This is a genomic window from Microbacterium sp. GXF7504, assembly GCF_054798235.1.
The window spans coordinates 256,691-279,806 of sequence record NZ_JBSJZI010000005.1 but is presented as its reverse complement, the minus strand read 5'-3'; the positions used below and the strand labels follow the sequence as shown (position 1 = coordinate 279,806).

Annotated in this window: 18 protein-coding genes; 10 read left to right on the top strand and 8 right to left on the bottom strand. The window is 72.4% G+C overall.

Features of this window, described 5'->3' with window-relative positions; genetic code table 11:
* Positions 1-90 precede the first annotated feature (90 nt).
* On the bottom strand, positions 91-1,809 hold the full coding sequence (locus ACWAUO_RS13790) for a long-chain-fatty-acid--CoA ligase (protein WP_460776214.1): 1,719 nt from the start codon (positions 1,807-1,809) through the stop codon (positions 91-93).
* Positions 1,810-1,898: 89 nt separating this feature from the next.
* On the opposite strand from ACWAUO_RS13790, the gene ACWAUO_RS13785 reads away from it, so the two are divergent.
* The 3 genes from ACWAUO_RS13785 (at position 1,899) to ACWAUO_RS13775 (ending at position 4,621) form a co-directional block, all read left to right on the top strand.
* Positions 1,899-2,156 carry a hypothetical protein gene (locus tag ACWAUO_RS13785; protein WP_460776213.1) on the top strand — a complete coding sequence of 86 codons (258 nt, stop codon included), beginning with the start codon at positions 1,899-1,901 and terminating at the stop codon, positions 2,154-2,156.
* Positions 2,140-3,366, top strand: a complete 1,227-nt coding sequence (locus ACWAUO_RS13780; RefSeq protein WP_460776211.1) for a cytochrome P450 — start codon at positions 2,140-2,142, stop codon at positions 3,364-3,366. Before ACWAUO_RS13785 ends, ACWAUO_RS13780 begins: the two co-directional genes overlap by 17 nt.
* A 151-nt stretch (positions 3,367-3,517) precedes the next feature.
* On the top strand, positions 3,518-4,621 hold the full coding sequence (locus tag ACWAUO_RS13775; protein ID WP_460776210.1) for a fatty acid desaturase family protein: 1,104 nt from the start codon (positions 3,518-3,520) through the stop codon (positions 4,619-4,621).
* 64 nt (positions 4,622-4,685) lie between these two features.
* Here ACWAUO_RS13775 and ACWAUO_RS13770 read toward each other — a convergent pair whose 3' ends face one another.
* Positions 4,686-5,156 carry a CinA family protein gene (locus tag ACWAUO_RS13770; RefSeq protein WP_460776208.1) on the bottom strand — a complete coding sequence of 157 codons (471 nt, stop codon included), beginning with the start codon at positions 5,154-5,156 and terminating at the stop codon, positions 4,686-4,688.
* Positions 5,157-5,264: 108 nt separating this feature from the next.
* Positions 5,265-5,738 (bottom strand): MarR family winged helix-turn-helix transcriptional regulator, encoded by a 474-nt coding sequence (locus ACWAUO_RS13765; protein WP_460776206.1) that lies wholly within the window; start codon positions 5,736-5,738, stop codon positions 5,265-5,267.
* A gap of 53 nt (positions 5,739-5,791) precedes the next feature.
* Here ACWAUO_RS13765 and ACWAUO_RS13760 point away from each other — a divergent pair, with 53 nt between their 5' ends.
* On the top strand, positions 5,792-7,276 hold the full coding sequence (locus ACWAUO_RS13760; protein ID WP_460776205.1) for an MFS transporter: 1,485 nt from the start codon (positions 5,792-5,794) through the stop codon (positions 7,274-7,276).
* Between the two features lie 141 nt (positions 7,277-7,417).
* Positions 7,418-8,893, top strand: a complete 1,476-nt coding sequence (locus ACWAUO_RS13755; protein WP_460776203.1) for an MFS transporter — start codon at positions 7,418-7,420, stop codon at positions 8,891-8,893.
* Between the two features lie 200 nt (positions 8,894-9,093).
* Here ACWAUO_RS13755 and ACWAUO_RS13750 read toward each other — a convergent pair whose 3' ends face one another.
* On the bottom strand, positions 9,094-10,062 hold the full coding sequence (locus tag ACWAUO_RS13750) for an LLM class F420-dependent oxidoreductase (RefSeq protein WP_460776202.1): 969 nt from the start codon (positions 10,060-10,062) through the stop codon (positions 9,094-9,096).
* A 60-nt stretch (positions 10,063-10,122) separates the two neighbouring features.
* Entirely contained in the window at positions 10,123-10,425 is a 303-nt protein-coding gene (locus tag ACWAUO_RS13745) for a DUF7882 family protein (protein WP_460776201.1), read from the bottom strand.
* A gap of 136 nt (positions 10,426-10,561) precedes the next feature.
* On the opposite strand from ACWAUO_RS13745, the gene ACWAUO_RS13740 reads away from it, so the two are divergent.
* The gene (locus ACWAUO_RS13740) at positions 10,562-12,949 is read left to right on the top strand and encodes a phosphoketolase family protein (protein ID WP_460776199.1); all 2,388 of its coding nucleotides are present in this window, start codon (positions 10,562-10,564) and stop codon (positions 12,947-12,949) included.
* A gap of 400 nt (positions 12,950-13,349) precedes the next feature.
* Here the strand turns inward: ACWAUO_RS13740 and ACWAUO_RS13735 are convergent, their stop codons facing one another.
* The 3 genes from ACWAUO_RS13735 to coaBC form a co-directional block, all read right to left on the bottom strand.
* On the bottom strand, positions 13,350-14,516 hold the full coding sequence (locus tag ACWAUO_RS13735; protein WP_460776198.1) for an MFS transporter: 1,167 nt from the start codon (positions 14,514-14,516) through the stop codon (positions 13,350-13,352).
* Complete coding sequence (gene ald, locus ACWAUO_RS13730) at positions 14,513-15,628, bottom strand: alanine dehydrogenase (protein ID WP_460776197.1); 1,116 nt, start codon at positions 15,626-15,628, stop codon at positions 14,513-14,515. The genes ACWAUO_RS13735 and ald overlap by 4 nt, the downstream gene beginning before the upstream one ends.
* Before the next feature lie 61 nt (positions 15,629-15,689).
* Positions 15,690-16,898, bottom strand: coding sequence for a bifunctional phosphopantothenoylcysteine decarboxylase/phosphopantothenate--cysteine ligase CoaBC (coaBC, locus tag ACWAUO_RS13725; protein ID WP_460776195.1), 1,209 nt, complete (start codon positions 16,896-16,898; stop codon positions 15,690-15,692).
* Between the two features lie 42 nt (positions 16,899-16,940).
* On the opposite strand from coaBC, the gene ACWAUO_RS13720 reads away from it, so the two are divergent.
* The 4 genes from ACWAUO_RS13720 (at position 16,941) to treY (ending at position 23,090) form a co-directional block, all read left to right on the top strand.
* Positions 16,941-17,654 (top strand): NRDE family protein, encoded by a 714-nt coding sequence (locus ACWAUO_RS13720; protein WP_460776194.1) that lies wholly within the window; start codon positions 16,941-16,943, stop codon positions 17,652-17,654.
* A gap of 68 nt (positions 17,655-17,722) precedes the next feature.
* Positions 17,723-18,208, top strand: coding sequence for a glutaminase (locus ACWAUO_RS13715; protein ID WP_460776193.1), 486 nt, complete (start codon positions 17,723-17,725; stop codon positions 18,206-18,208).
* A gap of 197 nt (positions 18,209-18,405) precedes the next feature.
* On the top strand, positions 18,406-20,619 hold the full coding sequence (glgX, locus tag ACWAUO_RS13710) for a glycogen debranching protein GlgX (RefSeq protein ID WP_460776240.1): 2,214 nt from the start codon (positions 18,406-18,408) through the stop codon (positions 20,617-20,619).
* The gene (gene treY, locus ACWAUO_RS13705; protein WP_460776191.1) at positions 20,616-23,090 is read left to right on the top strand and encodes a malto-oligosyltrehalose synthase; all 2,475 of its coding nucleotides are present in this window, start codon (positions 20,616-20,618) and stop codon (positions 23,088-23,090) included. Before glgX ends, treY begins: the two co-directional genes overlap by 4 nt.
* The last annotated feature ends 26 nt before the right edge of the window (positions 23,091-23,116 follow it).

The following is a 23,116-nucleotide window of genomic DNA, read 5'->3' as shown; positions in this document are numbered from 1 at the left end:
CGAGCCACCCCTCTTCCTGCGGCGGATTGAGGGGTGGCTCGCAGTCAAAGGGGTGGCTCGGCGACGGGTGCGGGCGCCCGGCGGATGCGGTCAGTCGTCCTCGGCGATCGCGCGCACCGCGTGCCGGTCGGCGAGCAGGGTGTCGCGCACGCGGCGCCGCAGGATCTTGCCGATCAGCGACTTCGGCAGCTCCTCCCACACCAGGTACGTGGTCGGGCGCTTGTACTCGGCGAGGTGCTCGCGCGCGGTCTGCCGGGCGGTCTCCTCGTCGAACGTCGCGCCCTGCTCGAGCACGATCACCGCGGTGACCACCTCGGCGCCGCCGCCGCGCGGCACGCCCACGACGGCGGTCTCCGCGACACCCGGCACGCTGTTCACGACCTTCTCGACCTCGCTCGGCGAGACGTTGAAGCCGCCCGTGATGATGAGTTCCTTCTTGCGGTCGACGACCGTGACGAAGCCGTCCTCGTCCTGCGAGACGAGGTCGCCGGTGCGCAGCCATCCGCCCTCGATGAGCGTCGCGGCGGTCTCCTCGGGTCGGTTCCAATACCCCTGGAACACCTGCGGGCCGCGGATGATGAGCTCGCCCACCTCGCCCTGCGCGACCTGCCGGGTCGGCTCGTCGGGGTCGACGACCCGGATGTCCGTGGACGGGAACGGGATGCCGATGGTGCCGATCTTGCGGGCGGCGTCGAAGGGGTTCGCCAGCGCGACGGGGCTCGTCTCGGTCATGCCGTAGCCCTCGTTGAGCATGCTCCCGGCGAGTTTCTCCCAGCGGTTCACGACCGCCGGGGTGAGCGTCATCGCCCCGGAGATCGCGTAGACGACCTCGCTGAGGTCGAGCTTGCCGTCGCGTGCGACGCGGGCGAGCCGGTCGAACATGGGCGGGACGGCGGGGATGAACGTCGGCGGGAACTTCTCCGCCGCCTTCGAGACGAGCTCAGGGTCGAAGGTGGGGAACAGCACCGCCCGCGACCCCGTGTGCACGGCGTAGACGACCGAGAGCAGCAGCCCGAAGGAGTGGAACATCGGCAGCAGGCCGTAGATGCTGCCGGATCCGAACGCGAAGTCCGGCATCCACGCCGCACCCTGCCGGGCGTTCGACCACAGGTTGCCGTGCGTGATGATCGCACCCTTCGGGGTACCGGTGGTGCCGGAGGTGTACTGCAGGCAGGCGATGTCGGAGAGTGTCGGGCGCGGATGCGTGGCGTCGAGCGGCTGCGACTTCTCCAGGCGCGCGAACGGCACCGTGCCGTGCGCGACGGCGGTGAGCTTCGCGCGCGACTCCCGTGCCTTGGCGATGGGCAGGCGCAGCGCGAGGCGCGTCGCGAACGGCATCGCGCGGGTGACGTCGACCGAAACGATAAGCCGGATGTCGAGGCTCGCCGACAGCGACTGCACGACCGGTGCGACCTTGTCCCACGCGATCACGACCTGCGCGCCGTGGTCGCGGAACTGCACCTCGAGCTCGTCGCGGGTGTAGAGCGGGTTGTGCTCGACGACGACCGCGCCCAGCCGAAGCACGGCGTAGAACGCGATGACGTGCTGCGGGGCGTTGGGCATGACCAGCGCCACGCGGTCACCGGCCTTGACGCCGTATCCACGCAGCGCGTTCGCGACACGGGCGACCCGGTCGCCGAGCTCGCGGTAGGTCAGGGTCGCGCCGAAGAAGCTGACCGCGTCGCGGTCGCCGTACTCGGCGACGCGCTCGTCGAGCATGTCGCTGAGCGACCCGGTGACGGGTTCGATGTCGACGGGGGTGCCTTTCGCGTAGAAACGGTTCCAGGCGCGGGTGTCGTTCAGTTCCACTCCACAAGGGTACGCGGCGCGCCGTGAACGCCCGTCGCGCGCTTGTCAACGGCCCGGCGCGGCGGCGGCGCCGGTGGAAGGCTCGCGGCATGACGACGCATGATCCCGCCGACGACACCGTCGGCCAGCCGTTCCCGCCCGATGACGCCCAGCCCGAGGAGCGCGAGGAGATCCCCCGGGAGTCGCTCGTGGCCTCGCGTGACGACCAGCTGCCCGAGACGCAGGACGACGAGACGCTCGACGCCGAGCTCGGCGACGACGGCCAGGGCGATCTCGCCCCCGAGGACGAACCGGGTGCGGGTCTCGACGACGACGCGCCGCGCGACCTCCGTGTCGAAGACCGCTGAGGCGCAGCCGCGGGTCGTCGCGATCCCGGGCGAGGCCGCCGTCGGCCTGCTCGCCGAGGGGTACCTCTTCGGCGCGAAGCGGTTCGACGCCCACGGCACGGATGCGTTCCGGATGCGGCTCCTCGGCCGCCCCACGACGTTCCTGCGCGGCGTTGACGCCGCGGACTTCTTCTACGGACCCGACCGCTTCGACCGAAAGCCGGTCGTGCCGCGGTCCGTGCTCCACTCGCTGCAGGACGAAGGCAGCGTGCAGACCCTCTCCGGCGATGCGCACTTCGGACGCAAGGCGGTGTTCGTCGAGGTCGCGACGCCGCCCGCGGCGGGCGCCGCGCTGGGCGACCTGTTCGCCGAGCGGTTCGAGCGCGAGTGGAACGCGCGCGCCGGACACGCGGTGAGCCTGTGGTTCCTGCTGTCGCGGACGCTGACGGCCACCGCGCTCGACTGGCTCGGCATCCCGTACGACGAGGCGGCGCTGCAGGCGCGGACCGAGGAGTTCGCCGCGATGATCGACGGTGCCGGATCCTTCGGACCGCGGAACCTTCACGGCCGGATGCTGCGGCTGCGCACCGAGCACTGGGTCGCGGGCGTGGTGCGCGGTCTGCGTGCCGGCGGTGGCGGCCAGGGCACCCTCGCCGCGCACGTCGTCCGTTTCGTCGACGACGACCGCACCGCCGGGATCGAGCTGCTGAACCTCCTGCGTCCGATCGTCGCGGTGGCGAGGTTCGGTGTGTTCGCGGCGCTCGGCATGCACCTCTGGCCGCAGTGGCGCGACCGCATCCGTGCCGGCGCGGCCGACGCGCACGCGTTCGCGCAGGAGGTGCGCCGGACGACGCCGTTCTTCCCGCTCATCGGCGGCGCCGCGACCCGCGCGCTGGAGTGGGGCGACCTGCGGTGGGAACCCGGTGACCGCGTGGTCGTCGACCTGTTCGCGACGAACCGCGACCCGCGCCGCTGGCGTGACCCGGCCCGCTTCGACCCGGACCGGTTCGCCCGCGGCGAGGACGAGGGGGCGATCGTCGCGCAGGGCGCGGGCCCGATGTCGACCGGGCATCGGTGCCCGGGCGAACCCGCCACGGTCGCCCTGCTCGAGACGATGTCGGTGCTGCTCGCCGCCCGCCCGTGGCGCGTCTCGCCGCAGGACCTGCGGGTCGACCTGCGACGGTTTCCCGCGCAGCCCGGTGGCCTGGCGCTGCTCGTCCGCATCGACTGAGCGCCCACGCGTCTGGCAGTGGCCTGGGCATGTCCTGGGTATACCGCTGCGCGCATGAACCCCCCGGTAGTGTCGGCCACAGGCGATCGGCGACCTGCCTTTGGCTGTACCGCAGGAGGACGTCCTCCTCCGCCGATCGACGGGAGCCGCCATGGCACTGCCCGCATCCACCCTCGGCCCGGTCCGACAGACCTACGCCACCTCAGAGACCTTCCCGCCCGTCGCACGGGCCTACACCCAGGTGTCGCAGACGGCCAAGGAGCTCGGGCTCCTCCGCCGCGCACCCTGGTTCTACAGCGCCGTCGCCGGCGCCATCGCGCTCGGCTTCGGCGGCGCGATCACCGGATTCATCCTGCTGGGCGACTCCTGGTTCCAGCTCCTCATCGCCGGCGCCCTCGGCATCCTGTTCACCCAGGCCGCCTTCATCGCCCACGAGGCCGCGCACCGCACGATCTTCAAGAGCGGGAAGGCGAACGACATGCTCTCGCGCATCGTCGGCCCCGGCATCGTCGGCATGAGCTACGACTGGTGGGACTCGAAGCACTCCCGCCACCACGCCAACCCGAACAAGGTCGGCAAGGACCCCGACATCGAGATCGACACGATCTCGTTCCTCGAAGAGGATGCGGCATCCGCCACGGGCCTGCGCAAGCTCATCACCAAGAAGCAGGGCTACCTCTTCTTCCCGCTCCTGGCGTTCGAGGGCATCAACCTCCACTTCCTGAGCATCAAGCACCTGCTCTCGCGCGGCCCGGTCAAGCACCGCTGGCTCGAGCTGTCGCTCATCGTCGTCCGCCTCGCCGTCGTGATCGTGCCCGTGTTCCTGCTGCTGCCGCTCGGCATGGCGTTCGCCTTCATGGGCGTGCAGCTCGCCGTGTTCGGCATCTACATGGGCGCCGCGTTCGCGCCGAACCACAAGGGCATGGCGATCATCGACCCGAACGCCCGCCTCGACTTCTTCAGCAAGCAGGTGCGCACCTCGCGCAACATCTCCGGCGGCTGGTGGGCCACCATCCTCATGGGCGGCCTGAACTACCAGATCGAGCACCACCTGTTCCCGAGCATGGCGCGTCCGCACCTCGCGAAGGCCCGCGAGGTCGTCCGCGACTACTGCGACAGTTTCGGCGTGCCCTACACCGAGACGAGCCTGTTCAAGTCGTACGGGATCGTCATCCAGTACCTCAACCGTGTGGGCCTGGCCGCGGGCGGCGACCCGTTCGACTGCCCGATGGTCTCCCAGTACCGTCGCGTCTGATCCCCTGACGCACGACCGCCCCCGTCCCGGCTCGCAGCCGACGGGGGCGGTGTCGTCTCCCGGGTCAGGCCGGGACCGCGACGCTTCCGACCGCGGCGGTGAGCAGGTCGACCGCGGTCGACGCCGAGCGGTGCACGACCTCCTCGGGGCTCGCGTCGAAGGTGAACAGCCGCGAGCCCGTCTCGGTCGGGGTCGACCACCCGATGTAGACCGTGCCGGCCGGGTGTCCGTCCTGCGGGTCCGGGCCGCCGACGCCGGTGGTCGAGACCGCCACGTCGGCTCCGAGGAGCTTGCGGACGCCCTCCGCCATCGTCTCCGCGCACTCGGGCGAGCAGGGGTCGACCCCTTCGCGCAGGCCGAGCAGCTGCTGCTTCACCTCGACCGAATAGGCCGTGAGTGCGCCGGCGAACCACTCCTGCGCGTTCGGCGCGGCACCGACGGCGGCGCTCACGTTGCCGGACGTGAGGGATTCCGCGACCGCGACCGTGACCCCGCGTTCCTCGACCAGCGCCGCCAAGACCTCGTGCTGTCCCATCTCTGCCCCTTTCCGGACGCCGAACGGTCCGGCGCCCGCAACGATGGTAGGGAGCGGCGGATGCGGCGCGCCGAGGCTTGACAGGGGTGCGCGCGACGACGGTCGCCGTCAGTCCGCGGGCGCCGGGGGACGCGGCCAGGTGCGCCCGGCACGGGACTCGATGGCGCGGTTCAGCCGCCCGAGGAGCTCGCCGAGCGCCTCCCGGTCCGACGGGGCCCAGTCGGCGGTGAGCGACGCCAACGCGGCGCGGCTCGCCTCCCGCTCCTCCAGGAGCGCCGCGGTGCCCGCCGCAGTGGCGGTGAACTTCCGGGCGACGCCGCCGTCGGGATCGGGGATGCGCTCGGCGTGACCGCTGCGTACCAGGGCGGCGGTCTGCCGGTTCAGCGTGGACGCGTCGAGTCCGGTCGTGTCCGACAGCTCGCGGATCGACATGGGACCGGCGACACGGAGCAGTGAGAGGAGCACGTACGCGCTTTGGTCGAGGACCCCGTGGCGACGGCGCGACCGTCCCGGGAACCCGGCGAGGTGGCGGCCGAAGATCATCGCCTCGTACTCGACGACGGCGACCGGGTCGATGTCCATACCGTCATTCTGCACCCCATATGTCACATGCATACGATGTGTATGATGCATATGTGAGTCTGCCACGCACATCCCCCGCCGTCGCACCACCCCGTCCCGTCGCTCCCGGCCTGGTCGTCGCCGTCCTCGCGGCCACCGGCATCGTGGTGTCGCTCGCCCAGACGCTCGTCGTGCCGATCATCGGCAGCCTCCCGGTCATCTTCGACGCGCCGGCGTCGACCACGTCGTGGATCATCACGGTCACGCTCCTCACGGGTGCCGTGTCGACCCCCGTGCTCGGGCGTCTCGCGGACATGTACGGCAAGAAGCGGATGCTGCTCGTCGCGATCGTGCCGTTCATCCTGGGTTCGGTCCTGTGCGCTCTCGCGTGGGGCGTCGTGCCGATGATCGTCGGTCGCGGCCTGCAAGGACTCGCGACCGGGATGGTGCCGCTCGGCATCTCGCTGCTCCACGACGTGCTGCCGCGCGAGCGGACCGGCGCGGCGATCGCACTCATGAGCTCGTCCATGGGCATCGGCGGAGCCCTCGGCCTACCGATCGCTGCGGCCGTGACCCAGTTCGCATCCTGGCGGGTGCTCTTCTGGGCGACCGCGGCCGTCGCGGTCCTGGTGACCGTCGCCCTCGTCGTGGTGATCCCGGCGAACGGCGGCGCCGGTGCCGGCCACGGCTTCGACTCCGTCGGTGCGGCGGGGTTGGCCGTCGGACTCGTCGCGCTGCTGCTCGCCGTCTCGAAGGGCGCCGAGTGGGGCTGGGGGAGCGCGACGACGCTCACGGCCTTCGGCATCGCGGCCGTCGTCCTCGTGGCGTGGGGGTGGTACGAGCTGCGACGCCGCGCCCCCCTCGTCGACCTCCGCACGACCGTGCGTCCGGTCGTCCTGCTCACGAACCTCGCCTCGATCCTCATCGGCTTCGCGATGTACGCGATGAACCTCATCGTCCCGCAGGTGCTGCAGCTGCCCGTCGAGCTGGGGTACGGGCTCGGCCAGACCATGGTGCAGATGGGGCTGTGGATCGCGCCGATGGGGCTCGGCATGATGGCGGTCTCCAAACTCGGAGCCCGCATCAGCCGCATCCGTGGACCCAAGACCACCCTCACGCTCGCAAGCCTCGTGATCGCCGTCGGCTACGGCCTCGCCGCCGTCGTGCTCGGCACGATCGGCGACCGGACGCCGGGTGCCGCGTCGGACGGCACCGTCCTCGCCACGCTGGTGCTGCTCCTGGTCGCCACGACCGTGACCGGATGCGGCGTCGGTCTCGGCCTGGGATCCATGCCGGCGCTCATCCTCGGCGCCGTCCCGGCGACGGAGAAGGCCGCGGCGAACGGGTTCAACTCGCTCATGCGCTCCCTCGGCACCACCGCATCCGCCGCCGTCATCGGCGTGGTGCTGGCATCCCTCGTGCAGGAGGTCGGCGGGCACGCCGTGCCGACCCTCGGCGGGTTCCTCGTCTCGCTCAGCATCGGCGCCGCCGGGGCGCTCCTCGCCGCCGTCATCGCCGCGCTGATCCCGGGACGCCCGGCGGCGGTGGCCGCGCACTGACGCCACGACGCGGTCCGGGAGGCGCGTGCCTGAGCGTTCCCTGTGCCACGACGCGGCCGTCGTCAACCCCTCTCGGCCGGATCGGCCGCATCCTTAGCCTCTGACTCGGGCGGCACCGTCGACGCCCGGTGAGGAGACATCATGAGCGGGCAGCAGGGCGGGACGATCAGCACGACGATCCCCGCGCGGATGGACCGGCTTCCGTGGTCGAGCTGGCATTGGCTGGTCGTCGCCGGACTCGGCACGGTCTGGATCCTCGACGGGCTCGAGGTCACGATCGTCGGCGCGGTCGCGAGCCGACTGACGGACGAGAGCAGCGGGCTCGACCTCTCGCCGGCGCAGATCGGTCAGGCGGCGGCGATCTACGTGCTCGGTGCGTGTCTCGGGTCGCTCTTCTTCGGGTACCTGACCGACCGCTTCGGCCGGAAGAAGCTCTTCATCCTCACCCTGGGCGTGTACCTGGTCGCCACCGTCGCGACGGCCTTCTCGTTCAACCCGATCTACTTCTTCATCTGCCGGTTCTTCACCGGGGCGGGGATCGGCGGCGAGTACGCCGCGATCAACTCCGCGATCGACGAACTCATCCCCGCCAAGCGCCGCGGTGTCGTCGATCTCGCGATCAACGGCTCCTACTGGCTCGGCTGCGCGTTCGGCGCCGTCGTCACGGTCTTCCTCCTCAACGAGGACCTCCTCCCCGCCGACATCGGCTGGCGCGTCGCATTCGGGCTCGGTGCGGTGTTCGGCCTCATCATCCTGTTCGTGCGCAAGTCCGTGCCGGAGTCGCCGCGCTGGGCCTTCATCCACGGCCGCAACGAGCTGGCCGAGAAGACCGTCGGCGACATCGAGGAACGCATCGAGAAGGAGCGCGGCGAGCCACTCGAGGAGGTGTCCGAGGACGACGCGATGGAGATCCGGCAGCGGAAGTCCACCGGGTTCGGCGAGATCGTGAAGGTCGCGGTCACCCAGTACCCGAAGCGGTTCGTGCTCGGGCTGTCGCTCTTCATCGGGCAGGCGTTCCTCTACAACGCCGTGTTCTTCACCTACTCGCTCGTGCTCACGCAACTGCTCGACGTGCCCGACGACGTGGCGCCCTGGGCGCTCGTGCCGATCGCGATCGGCAACTTCCTCGGGCCCGTGCTGCTCGGTCCGCTCTTCGACAGCGTCGGCCGCAAGGTCATGATCTCGTTCTCGTACATCGGCAGCGGTGTGCTGCTGCTCGGCACCGCATGGCTCTTCAACGCCGAACTGCTCGACGCGTTCTGGCTCACCGCGTGCTGGATGGTCGTGTTCTTCTTCGCCTCCGCCGGAGCGAGCTCGGCCTACCTGACCGTGAGCGAGATCTTCCCGATGGAGACCCGCGCGATGGCGATCGCGTTCTTCTACGCCGTCGGCACCGGCCTCGGCGGCATCATCGGACCGATCCTGTTCGGCCAGTTCATCGAGGACGGCATCCAGATGGTGGCCCTCGGCTACGTGATCGGCGCGTGCCTCATGATCGCCGCCGGCCTGGTCGAGGTGTTCCTCGGGGTGAAGGCCGAACGGCGCTCCCTCGAGGACATCGCCCGCCCGCTCTCCGCGACCGAGAAGGCCCAGCAGACGTCGCCGTCCGGTCGCTGAGCCCGGTTCCCGAACTCCTCAGAAACCGTCCGCGGGGGCCCGTTCCGGGCCTGATGCCGTCGGATCTGAGGAGTTCGGGCACGCCGCGCGCGCGTGACACCGCACGCCGGGTGCGCACAACTCAGGCAGAACCGGCCCTGACCGCCCCGAACCGGGGGGTGGAGGTCGATTCTGCCTGAGTTGTGAACAGCGAGGGCGGGTCAGAGGGCGCGGAGCCGCTCGAGCAGCGGCTCCGCCACCTCGGTGACGAACCGTTCCTGCTGCTCGTCGCCGATCTGCACCACCGCGACGTCGGTGAAACCGGCCTCGATGTAGGGGCGCACGCTCTCCGCGATCGCGTCCAGGTCGGGGCCGCAGGCGATCGATCCCGCGACGTCCTCCGGGCGGACAAACTGCGACGCCGCCTCGAACCCGGCCGGGGTCGGCAGGTCGGCGTTCACCGGCCAGCCGCCGCCGAACCACCGGAACTGGTCGTGCGCACGGGCGATCGCCGCATCCTGGTCGGGATCCCAGCTGATCGGGATCTGGCCGATCTTGCGTGACCCGCCGCCGGCGTGCGCGGCCTCCCAGCCGGAGACGAGGTCGGCGTCCGGCTGCACTGCGATGAGGTGGTCGGCGAGCGGGCCGAACTGCGCGATCGAGCTGTCGCCCGAGACCGCGACCCCGATGGGCACCCCGCCCTCGGGAAGGTCCCAGATGCGGGCGGAGTCCACGCGGAAGTACTCACCCTCGTAGGTCGTGAGCTCACCGGTGTGCAGCTCGCGGATGATCTCGATCGCCTCGACGAGCATCTCCTGCCGCACGCTCACCGCCGGCCAGCCCTCGCCCACGACGTGCTCGTTGAGGTTCTCGCCCGAGCCGAGTCCGAGCGTGAAGCGACCTTCGGCGAGCACCTGCAGCGTCGCCGCCTGCTGGGCCACGACGGCCGGGTGGTAGCGCATGGTCGGACAGGTGACGTAGGTCATGAGCTCGATCTCGGTGGTGGCGTGCGCGACCGCGCCGAGCACCGTCCACGTGTACGGCGCATGGCCCTGGCTCGTGAGCCACGGCGTGTAGTGGTCGCTGGCGGCGATGAAGTCGAAGCCGGCGCCCTCCGCGGCCTGCGCGTACCGCACGAGCTCCCTCGGCCCGCTCTGCTCGCCCATGATCGTGTAGCCGAAGCGCGTCATCCGTGCTGCCTTCCTGTCGTCCCTGGGGGTCTCGTGGGCGCCGGATGCGGCGGCGCGGCCCTACTCGGGTTCTTCGTCGACGAGCATGATGCCGCCGGACGAGTTCGCGCTCGTCGACAGCTTCTCGAGGTACTTGGGGCTGAGCGTCATCGGCTCCGGATCGTCGAACACGAACCGCAGCGGGATCGAGGGGGCGATCCAGATCGTGCTGCGCCCCGGCTCCTCGCCCTCGCGGTGCGTCCACGAGATCGTGAAGCTCTCGCCGCGGCGGAGCTTCGTCGCGATCACGACCTTCAGGTGCGCGAGCGCGCGGTCGTCGAACTCGAGTGCCGTGTTGTCGTCGCCGTAAAACATCGTGCCCACGACGGTCGAACCTACGCGGGCGAGCGCCGCCGAGCGCCGGGGGTTGACACGGCGGCCTCCGGGGTGCGCCGTAGCGGCAGCGGATGCGGCGGGCAAGCCCGTTCCGCCGCATCCGGCGCCCGGGGACCATGGCCGGATGGCCGACTCCTCCGTGCGCACCCGAGCCCTCGACGACGCCGCGATCGACACCCTGGACCGGTGGTGGCGGGCGGCGAACTACCTCAGCGTCGGGCAGATCTACCTCCTCGACAACCCGCTGCTGCGCGAGCCGCTCCACCGCGACCACGTGAAGCCGCGGCTGCTCGGGCACTTCGGCACGGTGCCGGGACTGAACCTCGTGTGGGCACACGCGAACCGCGCGATCCGCGAACGCGACCTCGACGCGCTGTACATCGCGGGTCCCGGCCACGGCGGGCCGGGCATGGTCGCGAGCGCGTGGCTCGACGGCACGTACACGGAGCGGTACCCCGCGGTGGGGCTCGACGAGGACGGGATGCGGCGGCTGTTCCGCCAGTTCTCGTTCCCCGGCGGCATCCCGAGCCATGCCGCGCCCGAGACACCGGGCTCGATCCACGAGGGCGGCGAGCTCGGGTACTCGCTCAGCCATGCTTACGGCGCGGCGTTCGACAACCCCGACCTGACGGTGTTCTGCGTCGTCGGCGACGGGGAGGCCGAGACGGGCCCGCTCGCCACCGCATGGCACGGCAACAAGTTCCTGAACCCGGTGACCGACGGCACGGTGCTGCCGATCCTGCACCTGAACGGCTGGAAGATCGCGAACCCGACCCTGCTCGCCCGCATCCCCGAGGAGGAGCTGCGCGACCTCCTCCGCGGCTACGGGCACGACCCGGTGTTCGTCACGTTCGAGGCCGACGAGGACCACCGCGAGGTGCATCGGCGGTTCGCGGCTGCGCTCGACGACGTGCTCGACCGCATCCGGGACCTCCGCCGAGCCGCCGCCGACGGCGACACGACGCGTCCGCGGTGGCCGATGATCGTGCTGCGCTCGCCGAAGGGGTGGACCGGCCCCGCCGAGGTCGACGGGCTGCCCGTGGAGGGCACGTGGCGCGCGCACCAGGTGCCGCTCGCCAACGCCCGCGACACCGACGAGCACCTCGCCCTCCTGGAGGACTGGATGCGGTCGTACCGCCCCGACGAGCTGTTCGACGAGGCCGGCGGCCCGCGCGACGACATCCGCGCGCTGGCGCCGGAGGGCGACCGACGGATGTCGGCGAACCCGCGTGCGAACGGCGGGCTCCTGCGCGCCGACCTCGACCTGCCGGACTTCCGCGACTTCGCCGTGGAGGTCGCGGAACCCGGTGCAGAGCTCGGGCAGGCGACGGCCGCGCTCGGGCGGTACTTCGCGGAGGTGATCCGGCGCAACCCGCACACGTTCCGCATCTTCGGCCCCGACGAGACCGCATCCAACAAGCTCGCCCCCGGCGTGTACGACACGACCGCGAAGCAGTGGAACGGCGAGACGTCGCCGCTCGACGAGCACCTGGCGCGCGCGGGACGCGTCATGGAGGTGCTGAGCGAGCACCAGTGCCAGGGGTGGCTCGAGGGGTACCTGCTCACCGGGCGGCACGGCGTCTTCAACTCCTACGAGGCGTTCATCCACATCGTCGACTCGATGTTCAACCAGCACGCGAAGTGGCTCGAGGCATCGCGCGGGATCCCGTGGCGGCGTCCGATCGCGAGTCTGAACTACCTGCTGTCCAGCCACGTCTGGCGGCAGGACCACAACGGCTTCAGCCATCAGGACCCCGGGTTCATCGACGTCGTGGCGAACAAGAGCGCCGACGTCGTCCGGGTGTACCTGCCGTTCGACGCCAACACGCTGCTGTCGACCTACGACCACTGCCTGCGCACGACCGACTACGTCAACCTCGTCGTCGCCGGCAAGCAGGACGCGCCGCAATGGCTCACGATCGACGAGGCCGTCGTCCACTGCACCCGGGGCCTCGGCATCCTGCCGTGGGCGGGGAACGAGCGCCCGGGGCACGCGCCCGATGTCGTGCTCGCAGCGGCCGGCGACGTTCCGACGACCGAGGTGGTGGCCGCGGCGGAACTCTTGCGGGACGGCGCGCCCGAACTGGCGGTGCGGGTCGTGAACGTCGTCGACCTCATGCGGCTGCAGTCACCGGGGGAGCACCCGCACGGGCTGACGGATGCGGAGTTCGACGCCGTGTTCACCGCCACCGCGCCGATCGTGTTCGCGTACCACGGCTATCCGTGGCTCATCCACCGGCTCACCTACCGGCGTCGCGGGCACGGCAACCTGCACGTGCGCGGCTACAAGGAGCGCGGCACCACCACGACCCCGTTCGACATGGTGATGCTGAACGACATCGATCGCTTCCAGCTGGCGATCGACGCGCTCGACCGGGTGCCCGGCGCCGCCGAGCGGCACGGCGGGCTGCGGCAGGCGCTCGCCGATCGCCGCATCCAGGCCCGCGAGTACACGCGCCGGCACGGCGAGGACGAGCCCGACATCGCCGGCTGGCGCCGCCGCGCCCGCTGACTCACGGCGCCGGCAGCCGCATTCGCTGGTCTCCGGTGCCGCCGGGCGGGCACAACTGCGGAGTCCGTGGGCGACACGCCGGGGTGGGCGGCCGGGGGCTCGGCGTGTCGGGTGTCATCTCCGCAGTTGTGCACATGGGAGGGGCGGGGTGCGGCGACGGATGCGGCGGAACGGGCCCGACGGATGCGGGGGCCTCGGCGTCCGGCTCGGGTGCACCGGCGCTGCGGCACCCTGCGACGGACCCGCCGCGGGCGGACACAACTGCGGAGTCCGTGGGCGACACGCCGGGGTGGGCGGCTGGCGGCTCGGCGTGTCGGGTGTCATCTCCGCAGTTGTGCACATGGGAGGGGCGGGACGCGGCGACGGATGCGGACCCACCCGGCCCGGCGGATGCGGGTGGTCAGCGCGCGCCGGCGGTGGCGCGCACGGCGCGCAGCAGCGGCGAGAGGAGCAGCAGGATCCCGGCCGGGATGAGGAAGGCGGGGCCGAGCGCGGGGCCGGCGGCGACGAGCCCGAGGGTGACCGCCCCGGCCACCGCGCCGCCGTAGTTGAAGAGGTTCACCCGGGCGATCACCTCGTCGCTGCGTTCGGGCAGCAGCTCGCCGGCCCGGCTGAACGCGATCGGCACGAGCGCGCCGGCCGCCGCGCCCATGAGCGCGAACCCGGCGATCGCCCCGCCGGCGACCGGGACGGCCGCCACGAGCACCGCGCCGGCCACCGCCACGACGACGGCGGCCACGCCGACCCGGAGCCGCCCGAACCGGCGGACGAGGGGATCCGCCGAGAGGCGCACCGCCAGCACCGCGACGAGGTACGCGCCGTACCCGAGCGGGGTGAGTCCCGGCGCCGCGTCCAGGCCGTCCGCGAGGTACAGGGTGCTCCAGCTCGACACGGCGGCGTCCACCACGAAGGCCGCGAACACGAGCGCGCCGACCGCCCAGATCGCGCGGCGGGGGAGCGGGGTCCGGGATGCGGCGGCCTCCCCGGCGCGCCGGGCCGCGCGCGTCGGGTCGAAGCCACGGACGCCGACGGCGGCCACCGCCGCCACCACGACCCCCGCGATCACGAGGGTGAGCGGCGCCGGCGCCCCGGCGGTGAGCACTGCGGCGGTGCCGGCGGTCGCGAGGATCGCCGCGGCCGTGTACGACGCGTACAGCCGGCCGAAGATCGGACGCGGCAGCCGACGCTGTGCGAGCGCGCCCTGCATGTTCGAGGCCGCGTCCACCCCGCCGAGCCCGACGCCGTACACCGCGACCGCCGCGATGAGGACCGGGAGCGACTCGGCCGCGGCGAGGAGCGCCAGTGCGACCGCTTGGGCGGCGAGCCCGCCCACGAGCGCCTGCCGGCTGCCCCACCTGACCGCCACGAGGTCGGCAAGGAGGGACCCGACCGCCGCCGCGGCGCACGTGCCGAGCAGGAGCAGCGCGACCGTCGCGTCGTCGATGCCGACGCGGTCCTTCAACGACGGCAGCGCGGTGACGACCGTCGCGTACCCGAACCCCTGCGCGGCGTACGCGGCGGCGACGGCGACGAGCCGCCGACGGTCGACTGCCGCATCCGTCGTCATGCCGAGGCGCCGGATCCGCCGAGCCGTGCCGGCTTGTCCGGGAAGGCCTCCGCGACCCCGCGGTTCGTGATCGCGCCGCCGGTCGTGGTGAGCCCGCCCGCGAGCGCCGGGTCGTCGTCGACCGCGTCGCGCCAGCCGAGGTCGGCGAGGCGCAGCGCGTACGGCAGCGTCGCGTTCGTGAGCGCCGAGGTCGCGGTCGCGGCGGCCGCGCCCGGCATGTTCGCCACGCAGTAGAAGACCGTGCCCGCGACCGGGAAGGTCGGGTCGTCGTGCGTCGTCGGGTGCGAGTCCTCGAAGCAGCCGCCCTGGTCGATCGCGATGTCCACGAGCACCGAGCCCGGCCGCATCCGTTCGACCATCCCGTGTGTGACGAGCTTCGGCGCGCGGGCGCCGGGGACGAGCACCGACCCGATCACGAGATCGGCGTCGGCCACCGCCGCGGCCACCGCGTGACTGTTCGAGGCGAGCGTGCGCACCCGCCCGTGGTACGCGTCGTCGAATGCGCGCAGCCGCGGGATGGAGATGTCGAGCACGGTCACGTCCGCGCCGAGCCCGACCGCCTGCGCCGCCGCGTTCCACCCGGCGATGCCGCCGCCGATCACCGTCACCTTCGCCGGCGCGGTGCCGGGCACCCCGGCGAGGAGCTTCGCCGATCCGCCCTGGGGACCCAGCAGGTGGTACCCGCCCATGAGCACCGAGAGCCGCCCGGCGACCTCGCTCATCGGGGCGAGGAGCGGCAGCGACCGGTCTGGCAGCTGCACCGTCTCGTACGCGATCGCGGTCGTGCCCGCCTCGAGCAGCGCGTCGGTGAGCGCCTCGTCGGCGGCCAGGTGCAGGAACGTGAAGAGTGTGAGGTCCTCGCGCAGGTAGCCGTACTCCTGCGCGATGGGCTCCTTCACCTTCAGCACGAGTTCCGCGCCCCACGCCTCTTCGACCGTGCCGATCCGCGCCCCGGCCCCGGCGTAGGCGTCGTCCGGGATGCCGATCCCCGCCCCCGCGCCGGACTGCACCGTGACGGTGTGCCCGCGGCTCGTCAGCTCGTACGCCCCCGACGGGGTGAGCGCCACCCGCTGCTCACGGTTCTTGACCTCTGCCGGAACTCCGATGTCCATGACGCGATTCTGGACCTTCTGGACGGTTCTGCGCACCCATCGGTTCCGCGGCGCGTCGCGGTCAGCGCAGGAGCGGCAGGAGCGCGGTCCACAGCTCGTCGGCGACCGCCCGCTTCGACCCCGCGGTGCGGGCGAGCACGGCGCCGTCGGGGCCGATGAGCGTCACCTCGTTGTCGGCCGCCTCGAAGCCGCGGTCCCACCCGACCTCGTTCACGGCGAGCGCGTCCACGCCCTTCCGCTCCCGCTTGGCCCGCGCCCGTTCGAGCAGGTCGTCACCGGATGCGGTCTCCGCCGCGAACGCGACGATCCGCTGCCCGGGTCGGCGGGTCGCGGCCAGGCCCGCGACGATGTCCGGGTTCGCGACGAGCTCGAGCGTGCGGGTGCCGTCCGTGCCGGCACGGCTGAGCTTCGCCTCCGACACCTCGGCCGCGCGGTAGTCGGCGACCGCCGCGGCCATGACGACGACGTCGGCGTCCGCTGCCGCATCCGTCGTCGCCCGTTCGAGCTCGAGCGTCGTGCCGGCGTGCGACACCCTCACCCGCGGGTGCGCGTGGGCGGGGGAGAGCACGGCGCGTTCGACGTGCGCCGCGATGAGGTGCACCTCGGCGCCCCGGTCGGCGGCTGCCAGCGCCAGCGCGACGCCCTGCCGGCCGCTGGAGCGGTTGCCGAGGAAGCGCACCGGGTCGATCGGCTCCCGCGTGCCGCCGGCGGTCACGAGCACCCGGACCCCGGCGAGGTCGGCGGATGCGGCGACGAGCGCGAGCGCCGCGTCGGCGATCTCGTCGGGCTCGCTCATCCGGCCCGGGCCGCTGTCGCCGCCGGTGAGCGGGCCTTCGGCGGGGCCGACCACGTGCACGCCGCGGGCGCGGAGCGTCTCGACGTTCGCGACGGTGGCGGGATGCCGCCACATCTCGGTGTGCATCGCGGGGGCGACCACGACCGGCGCGGTCGTCGCGAGCAGCGTCGTGCCGAGCAGGTCGTCGGCGAGCCCGGTGGCCATCTTGGCGAGCGTGTTCGCGGTCGCGGGGGCGACGATCACGAGGTCGGCGCGCTGCCCGAGCGAGACGTGGCGGACGGTCGCGACGTCGTCGTGCACCGACGTCGTCACCGGGTTGCGGCTGATCGCCTCCCAGGTGGGCAGCCCCACGAACCGCAGCGCGTCCTCGGTGGGGACGACGTGCACCTCATGCCCCTCGCCGATGAGGCGCCGCACGAGATGTACGGTCTTGTAGGCGGCGATCCCGCCTGTGACTGCGACGACGACGAACACCGCTCGATTGTCGCACGCACCCCCCTCACCCAGGAGTCGCCCGTGTGCACCGTGATCGTCCATGTGCCGGAGTCCGCGTCGGAGCGGACGCTGCTGCTCGCCGTCCGCGACGAGGACCCGAACCGGCCGTGGAACGCGCTCGGCACGTGGTGGCCGCAGCATCCCGGCGTGACCGGCGTCCAGGACATCCGGGCGGGCGGGGCCTGGCTCGCCGCCGATCCCGAGGCGCACCGGCTCGCCGTGCTGCTCAACCGCGCCGATCTGCTCGACCTGCCCGAGACGGCGGTGCGCTCGCGCGGGTCGCTCGCGCTCGACTCGGTCGCCGGCCGCTCGCCCGAGGGACGCCCGCCGATGCACGGGTTCAACCTGCTCGAGACCGAACCCGGCCGCACCCGCGTCGTGTCGTGGGACGGGGAGGCCCTGCGCTCGCAGGAGATCGGGCCCGGCACGCACATGATCGCGCACGACGACGTCGACGATGCGGGCACGGCGCGGATCGCGCACTGGCTGGAGCGGTTCCGCGCAGCATCCCCCGAGCCGGGGCCGGACTGGTACCGCCCGTGGCTCGACGTGCTCGCCGCCGGCGCGGAACTCGGCCCGTTCGACGACCGGTCGATCATCCGCGACAACACCGTGCACGGCTACCCGACGCTGTCGCTCCTCGTGTGCGTCGCCGCGATCGGGCCCGACGGGGTCGACGTCCGCTACGCCGAGTTCCCCAGCCCCGGCACCTGGTCCCCGATCACGCCCGTCTGACGCGCACTCGTGGCGACGCCGCGCGCCGCGATCCCCGCCACGACCGCCCACTCGCGAGAATGGACGGCATGATCGACGACCTGCTGGCGGAGGCGCGGAGCCGGCTCGCGGGGGCGCCGCGCGAGCGTCTCGGGATGCTGCGGACCCCGCGCCGCATCCTCGGCATCGCCCGCGCGCCGCGCATCGAGCCGGCGGGTGACGCCTGGCACCTCGGCGTCCTCCTCCTCACCGACGACGCGCTCCTCGCGACCGGCGAGATCGTGCGCGCCCGCGAGGAGGCCCGGCGCGGGTTCGCCGCCGAATCGCAGCGGGAGCGCGCCGCCGTCGCCGCCGCGGCCTTCCGTGGCGGGTTCGCCGAGGGCGAGACGGTGCACCTGGACTGGCAGCCGATCGACCTGGATGCGGTGGCCCGTGGCGGCGCGTCGGGACCCGTCGCGCTCGTCGACGGCATCCCGTCGGTGCGGTGGAGCGCGGGCGGCGGGTACCAGCCGCTGGCCGGGTACCTGCGCGAGCGGGTGGAGCTGCTCGTCTCGCCGCCGCAGGGCGCGACCTGACCGGCGGGTCGTAGGCATCCCGTCACGGGTTCGTCAAGGGCGGGTCTGCGCGCACCGGTGTCGGTCATGCTCGGGGCGTGACCGAATCCGACCCGACGGGCGCGCCGCTCGCCCCTGCCGCCACCGCCACCGCCCCCGGGGAATCGCGGGATGCCGCCTCCACTAGTGTGGGAGCCCACACCGGCAAGGGGGACGCCGTGCACACTTGGCCTGGGTCCAGTCATCCGCTGGGCGCCACCTACGACGGCAACGGCACGAACTTCGCCCTGTTCAGCGAATGCGCCGAGGCGGTCGAGCTGTGCCTCTTCGACGAGGACGGCACCGAGACCCGCGTCCCGCTCGTCGAGGTCGACGCCTACGTCTGGCACGCGTACCTGCCGAACATCGGCCCCGGGCAGCGGTACGGCTACCGCGTCCACGGTCCGTACGACCCCGCCAACGGGATGCGGTTCAACTCGAACAAGCTGCTGCTCGACCCCTACGCCAAGGCCGTCGAGGGCGAGGTGCAGTGGGGGCAGCCCGTGTTCGGGTACACGTTCGGCGACCCCGACTCCCGCAACGACGAAGACTCGGCCGCGAACATGATGAAGGGCGTGGTCGTGAACCCGTTCTTCGACTGGGGCGGCGACCGGCAGCCGAAGGTGCCGTACTCGGAGACCTTCATCTACGAGGCGCACGTGAAGGGGCTCACCGAGCGGCACCCGGCCGTCCCGGAGGAGATCCGCGGCACCTACAGCGCCATCGCCCACCCGGCGATCATCGAGCACCTGAAGAAGCTCGGCGTGACCGCCATCGAGCTCATGCCCGTGCACCAGTTCGTCAACGACGACACCCTGCAGCAGAAGGGCCTGTCCAACTACTGGGGCTACAACACCATCTCCTTCCTCGCCCCGCACAACGCCTACGCCGCGACCGGCCAGCGGGGACAGCAGGTGCAGGAGTTCAAGGGGATGGTGCGCGCCCTGCATGCGGCCGGCATCGAGGTCATCCTCGACGTGGTCTACAACCACACCGCGGAGGGCAACCACCTCGGCCCGACCCTGTCGTTCAAGGGCATCGACAACGCCGCCTACTATCGCCTCGAAGACGACGACAAGCGGTATTACACCGACTACACCGGCACCGGGAACAGCCTCAACGTCGGCAACCCGCACGCGCTGCAGCTCATCATGGACTCGCTGCGCTACTGGGTGCTCGAGATGCACGTCGACGGGTTCCGGTTCGACCTCGCCGCGACCCTCGCACGCGAGTTCTACGACGTCGACAAGCTCGCGACGTTCTTCGAGCTCGTGCAGCAGGACCCGGTGGTGTCGCAGGTGAAGCTCATCGCCGAGCCGTGGGACGTCGGCCCCGGCGGCTACCAGGTGGGCAACTTCCCGCCGCAGTGGACGGAGTGGAACGGCAAGTACCGCGACACCGTCCGCGACTTCTGGCGCGGCGAGCCCTCGACCCTCGGGGAGTTCGCGTCGCGCCTCACCGGGTCCGCCGACCTGTACGAGCACTCCGGGCGGCGCCCCGCCGCATCCGTGAACTTCGTCACCGCCCACGACGGCTTCACCCTGCGCGACCTCGTCTCGTACAACGAGAAGCACAACGACGCGAACGGCGAGAACGGCAACGACGGCGAATCGCACAACCGGTCGTACAACTTCGGGGTGGAGGGGCCCACCGATGACCCCGAGGTGCTGAAGATGCGTGCCCGGCAGCAGCGGAACTTCATCGCGACCCTGCTGCTCAGCCAGGGGGTGCCGATGCTGCTGCACGGCGACGAGCTGGGGCGCACGCAGCAGGGCAACAACAACGGCTACGCGCAGGACAACGAGCTCACCTGGGTGAACTGGGATGCGGTCGACCAGCCGCTCGTGGAGTTCACCGCGGCGCTCTCCCGGCTGCGCCGCGAGCACCCCACCTTCCGCCGGCGCCGGTTCTTCGACGGCCGCCCGGTCCGCCGCGAGGAGGGCACCCGGGTGCCGGACATCGTGTGGCTGCGGCCCGACGGCTCGGTCATGGAGCCGGAGGACTGGGACACCGGCTTCGGCCGCGCGGTCGGGGTGTACCTGAACGGCGAGGGCATCCGCGAGCGCGACCGCCGGGGCGAGCAGATCACCGACGAGGACTTCATCATCCTCTTCAACGCCGGTGACGACCCGGTCGACTTCACCCTCCCCGACGTGGAGTACTCGCCCCGCTGGGACGTCCTCGTCGACACCGCCGGGGAGCGCGCCGATTCGGAGCCGATCGACCCCGGGCAGGCCGTGACGGTGGAGCCGAAGTCGCTCATGGTGCTGCGCGAGCACGAGGCGCCGGCACCCGAGGTTGACCACTCGGTCGCCGCCTCCCTCGCCCAGGCTCTCACCGGCGCGATCGACGAGGTGCCGGGCGCCGCGCCGAAGTCGGAGCTCACCCGGTGACCGGGCTCCCGTCCTCGACCTACCGGCTGCAGATCCGCCCGTCGCTCGACCTGCACGCGGCCGCGGAGCTCGTGCCGTACCTGCGGGAGCTCGGCGTCGGCTGGGTCTACCTGTCCCCGCTCCTGCAGGCGACGACCGGATCGGACCACGGGTACGACGTCGTCGACCCGTCCCGGATCGACCCGGCCCGCGGGGGTGCCGAGGGGCTGGAGCGGCTCGCCGCGGCCGCGCACGGCGCGGGCCTCGGCGTCGTCGTCGACATCGTCCCGAACCACATGGGCGTGAGCGTCCCGCACGAGAATCCCTGGTGGTGGGACGTGCTGCGCCGCGGCCGGGACTCCCGGTACGCCGCCGCGTTCGACATCGACTGGGATGCGGGCGCCGGACGCCTCCGCATCCCGGTGCTCGGGGCGCCGCTCGATGAGGTGCTCGGCGACCTGCGCGTCGAGGACGGCGACGAACCCGTGCTCCGCTATTTCGACCACGAGTTCCCGCTCGCGGACGGCTCGCTCGACGGGATCCGGGATGCGGCCGCGCAGCTGCCCGAGGTGCTCGCCCGCCAGCACTACGAGCTCTGCCACTGGCGCGAGGAGGCCGCGGGCCTGAACTACCGCCGCTTCTTCGCCGTGACGAGCCTCGCCGGCGTCCGCGTCGAGGACCCGGCCGTCTTCGACGCGGCGCACGCCGAGATCCTCCGGTGGGTGCGCGAGGGCCTCGTCGACGGCCTGCGCGTCGACCACCCCGACGGCCTCGTCGACCCCGGCGCCTACCTCGACCGGCTCGCCGCGGCCACCGGCGGCGTCCCGGTGTGGGTCGAGAAGATCCTCGAGCACGCCGCCACCGCGCATCCCGAGGAGCTGCAGCCGTCCTGGGCCGCGACCGGCACCACCGGTTACGACGCCATGGCCGAGATCGACCGGGTGCTGGTGGACCCGGCGGGCGAGGGGGCGCTCACCGCGATCGACGCGCTGCTGCGCGCGCAGACCGGGCTCCCGCCCGCGCAGCCGTGGCCCGACCTCATCCACGGCACGAAGCGGATGATCGCCGACACGATCCAGCAGTCCGAGATCCGCCGGCTCGTGCGGGTGCTCCCCGCCGAGGTGCGCGAGGCCGTGCCGACCGCGGCCGACGCGCTCGCCGAGCTCCTCGCCTGCTTCCCCACCTACCGGTCGTACCTGCCAGCGGGGCGGGAGTGGCTCGACGAGGCGGCGGATGCGGCGACCGCCCGCCGCCCCGACCTCACCGCCGCGATCGCGGCGCTCCTGCCGGTGCTCTCCGACCCGTCGCAGGAGGCCGCGCGGCGGTTCCAGCAGACGACCGGCCCCGTCATGGCGAAGGGGGTCGAGGACACCGCGTTCTACCGCGCGACCCGGCTCGGCACGCTGACCGAGGTCGGCGGCGACCCGTCGGTGTTCGCGCTCCCGGTCGCCGGGCTGCACGATGCGTTCACCCGCCGTCAGGCGCGGTGGCCGCAGTCGCTCACCGCGCTCAGCACGCACGACACGAAGCGCGGCGAGGACGTCCGGGCCCGCCTGTCGGTGCTCGCGGAGGTGCCGGAACGCTGGGACGAGGTGCTCGGCCGCCTCCGCGCCGTCGCCTCCTGCGGGCACGGGCCGTTCGACGCGTTGCTGTGGCAGGCGATCGTCGGCGCGTGGCCGGCGAGCCCCGAGCGGCTGCACGCTTACGCCGAGAAGGCCGCGCGTGAGGCGGGGGAGGAGACCGGCTGGCTCGAGCCCGACGCGGCCTTCGAGGCGCGGATGCACGCCGTGGTCGACGCCGCGTTCGGCGAGGCGCGGCCCGTCGTCGAGGCCTTCGTCGCCGAACTCGCGCAGCCCGGCTGGTCGAACGGGCTGTCGGCGAAGCTGCTGCAGCTCGCAGGCCCCGGCGTCCCCGACGTGTACCAGGGCTCCGAGCTGTGGGAGACCTCGCTCGTCGACCCCGACAACCGCCGCGCGGTGGACTTCGCGGCGCGGGCGCGGATGCTGCGCGAACTCGACGCCGGCGCCCTCCCCGAGGTGGACGCCGACGGTGCCGCGAAGCTCCTCGTCGTCTCGCGCACGCTGCGGCTGCGACGCGACCGCCCCGACCTGTTCACGCGGTACCGGCCGCTGCACGCGGTGGGCACCGCATCCGGGCACGTCGTCGCGTTCGACCGCGGCGGCGCGATCGCGGTCGCCACGCGGCTGCCGGTCGGGCTCGCGGCCCGTGGCGGCTGGGGCGACACCGTGCTGCAGCTGCCCGCCGGCACCTGGCGCGACGCGTTCACCGGCGCGACGGTCGCCGGCGGCCCCGCCCCGCTCGCGGCCCTGCTCTCGCGGTACCCGGTCGCGCTCCTCGCCCCCGCCGCCGACGACGACGCCGACCAGAACCGCGAAACTGCATCTCACCGCCGAAACAGCGCGGTAACCCCGCAGTCTCGGCGACCGGATGCAGTCTCGCGGTCCAACGACACAGAGGAGACGGACGCGTGATCGAGGTGTGGGCGCCGAAGGCGCAG

Bases quoted from the DNA above. Each gene is read 5' to 3' on its own strand.
- ACWAUO_RS13715 (WP_460776193.1), top strand. From the start codon at position 17,723: ATGATCGACGACCTGCTGGCGGAGGCGCGGAGCCGGCTCGCGGGGGCG.
- ACWAUO_RS13775 (WP_460776210.1), top strand. From the start codon at position 3,518: ATGGCACTGCCCGCATCCACCCTCGGCCCGGTCCGACAGACCTACGCC.
- ACWAUO_RS13740 (WP_460776199.1), top strand. From the start codon at position 10,562: ATGGCCGACTCCTCCGTGCGCACCCGAGCCCTCGACGACGCCGCGATC.
- ACWAUO_RS13770 (WP_460776208.1), bottom strand. From the start codon at position 5,156: ATGGGACAGCACGAGGTCTTGGCGGCGCTGGTCGAGGAACGCGGGGTC.
- ACWAUO_RS13735 (WP_460776198.1), bottom strand. From the start codon at position 14,516: ATGACGACGGATGCGGCAGTCGACCGTCGGCGGCTCGTCGCCGTCGCC.
- ald (WP_460776197.1), bottom strand. From the start codon at position 15,628: ATGGACATCGGAGTTCCGGCAGAGGTCAAGAACCGTGAGCAGCGGGTG.
- ACWAUO_RS13750 (WP_460776202.1), bottom strand. From the start codon at position 10,062: ATGACGCGCTTCGGCTACACGATCATGGGCGAGCAGAGCGGGCCGAGG.
- ACWAUO_RS13755 (WP_460776203.1), top strand. From the start codon at position 7,418: ATGAGCGGGCAGCAGGGCGGGACGATCAGCACGACGATCCCCGCGCGG.
- ACWAUO_RS13765 (WP_460776206.1), bottom strand. From the start codon at position 5,738: ATGGACATCGACCCGGTCGCCGTCGTCGAGTACGAGGCGATGATCTTC.
- ACWAUO_RS13785 (WP_460776213.1), top strand. From the start codon at position 1,899: ATGACGACGCATGATCCCGCCGACGACACCGTCGGCCAGCCGTTCCCG.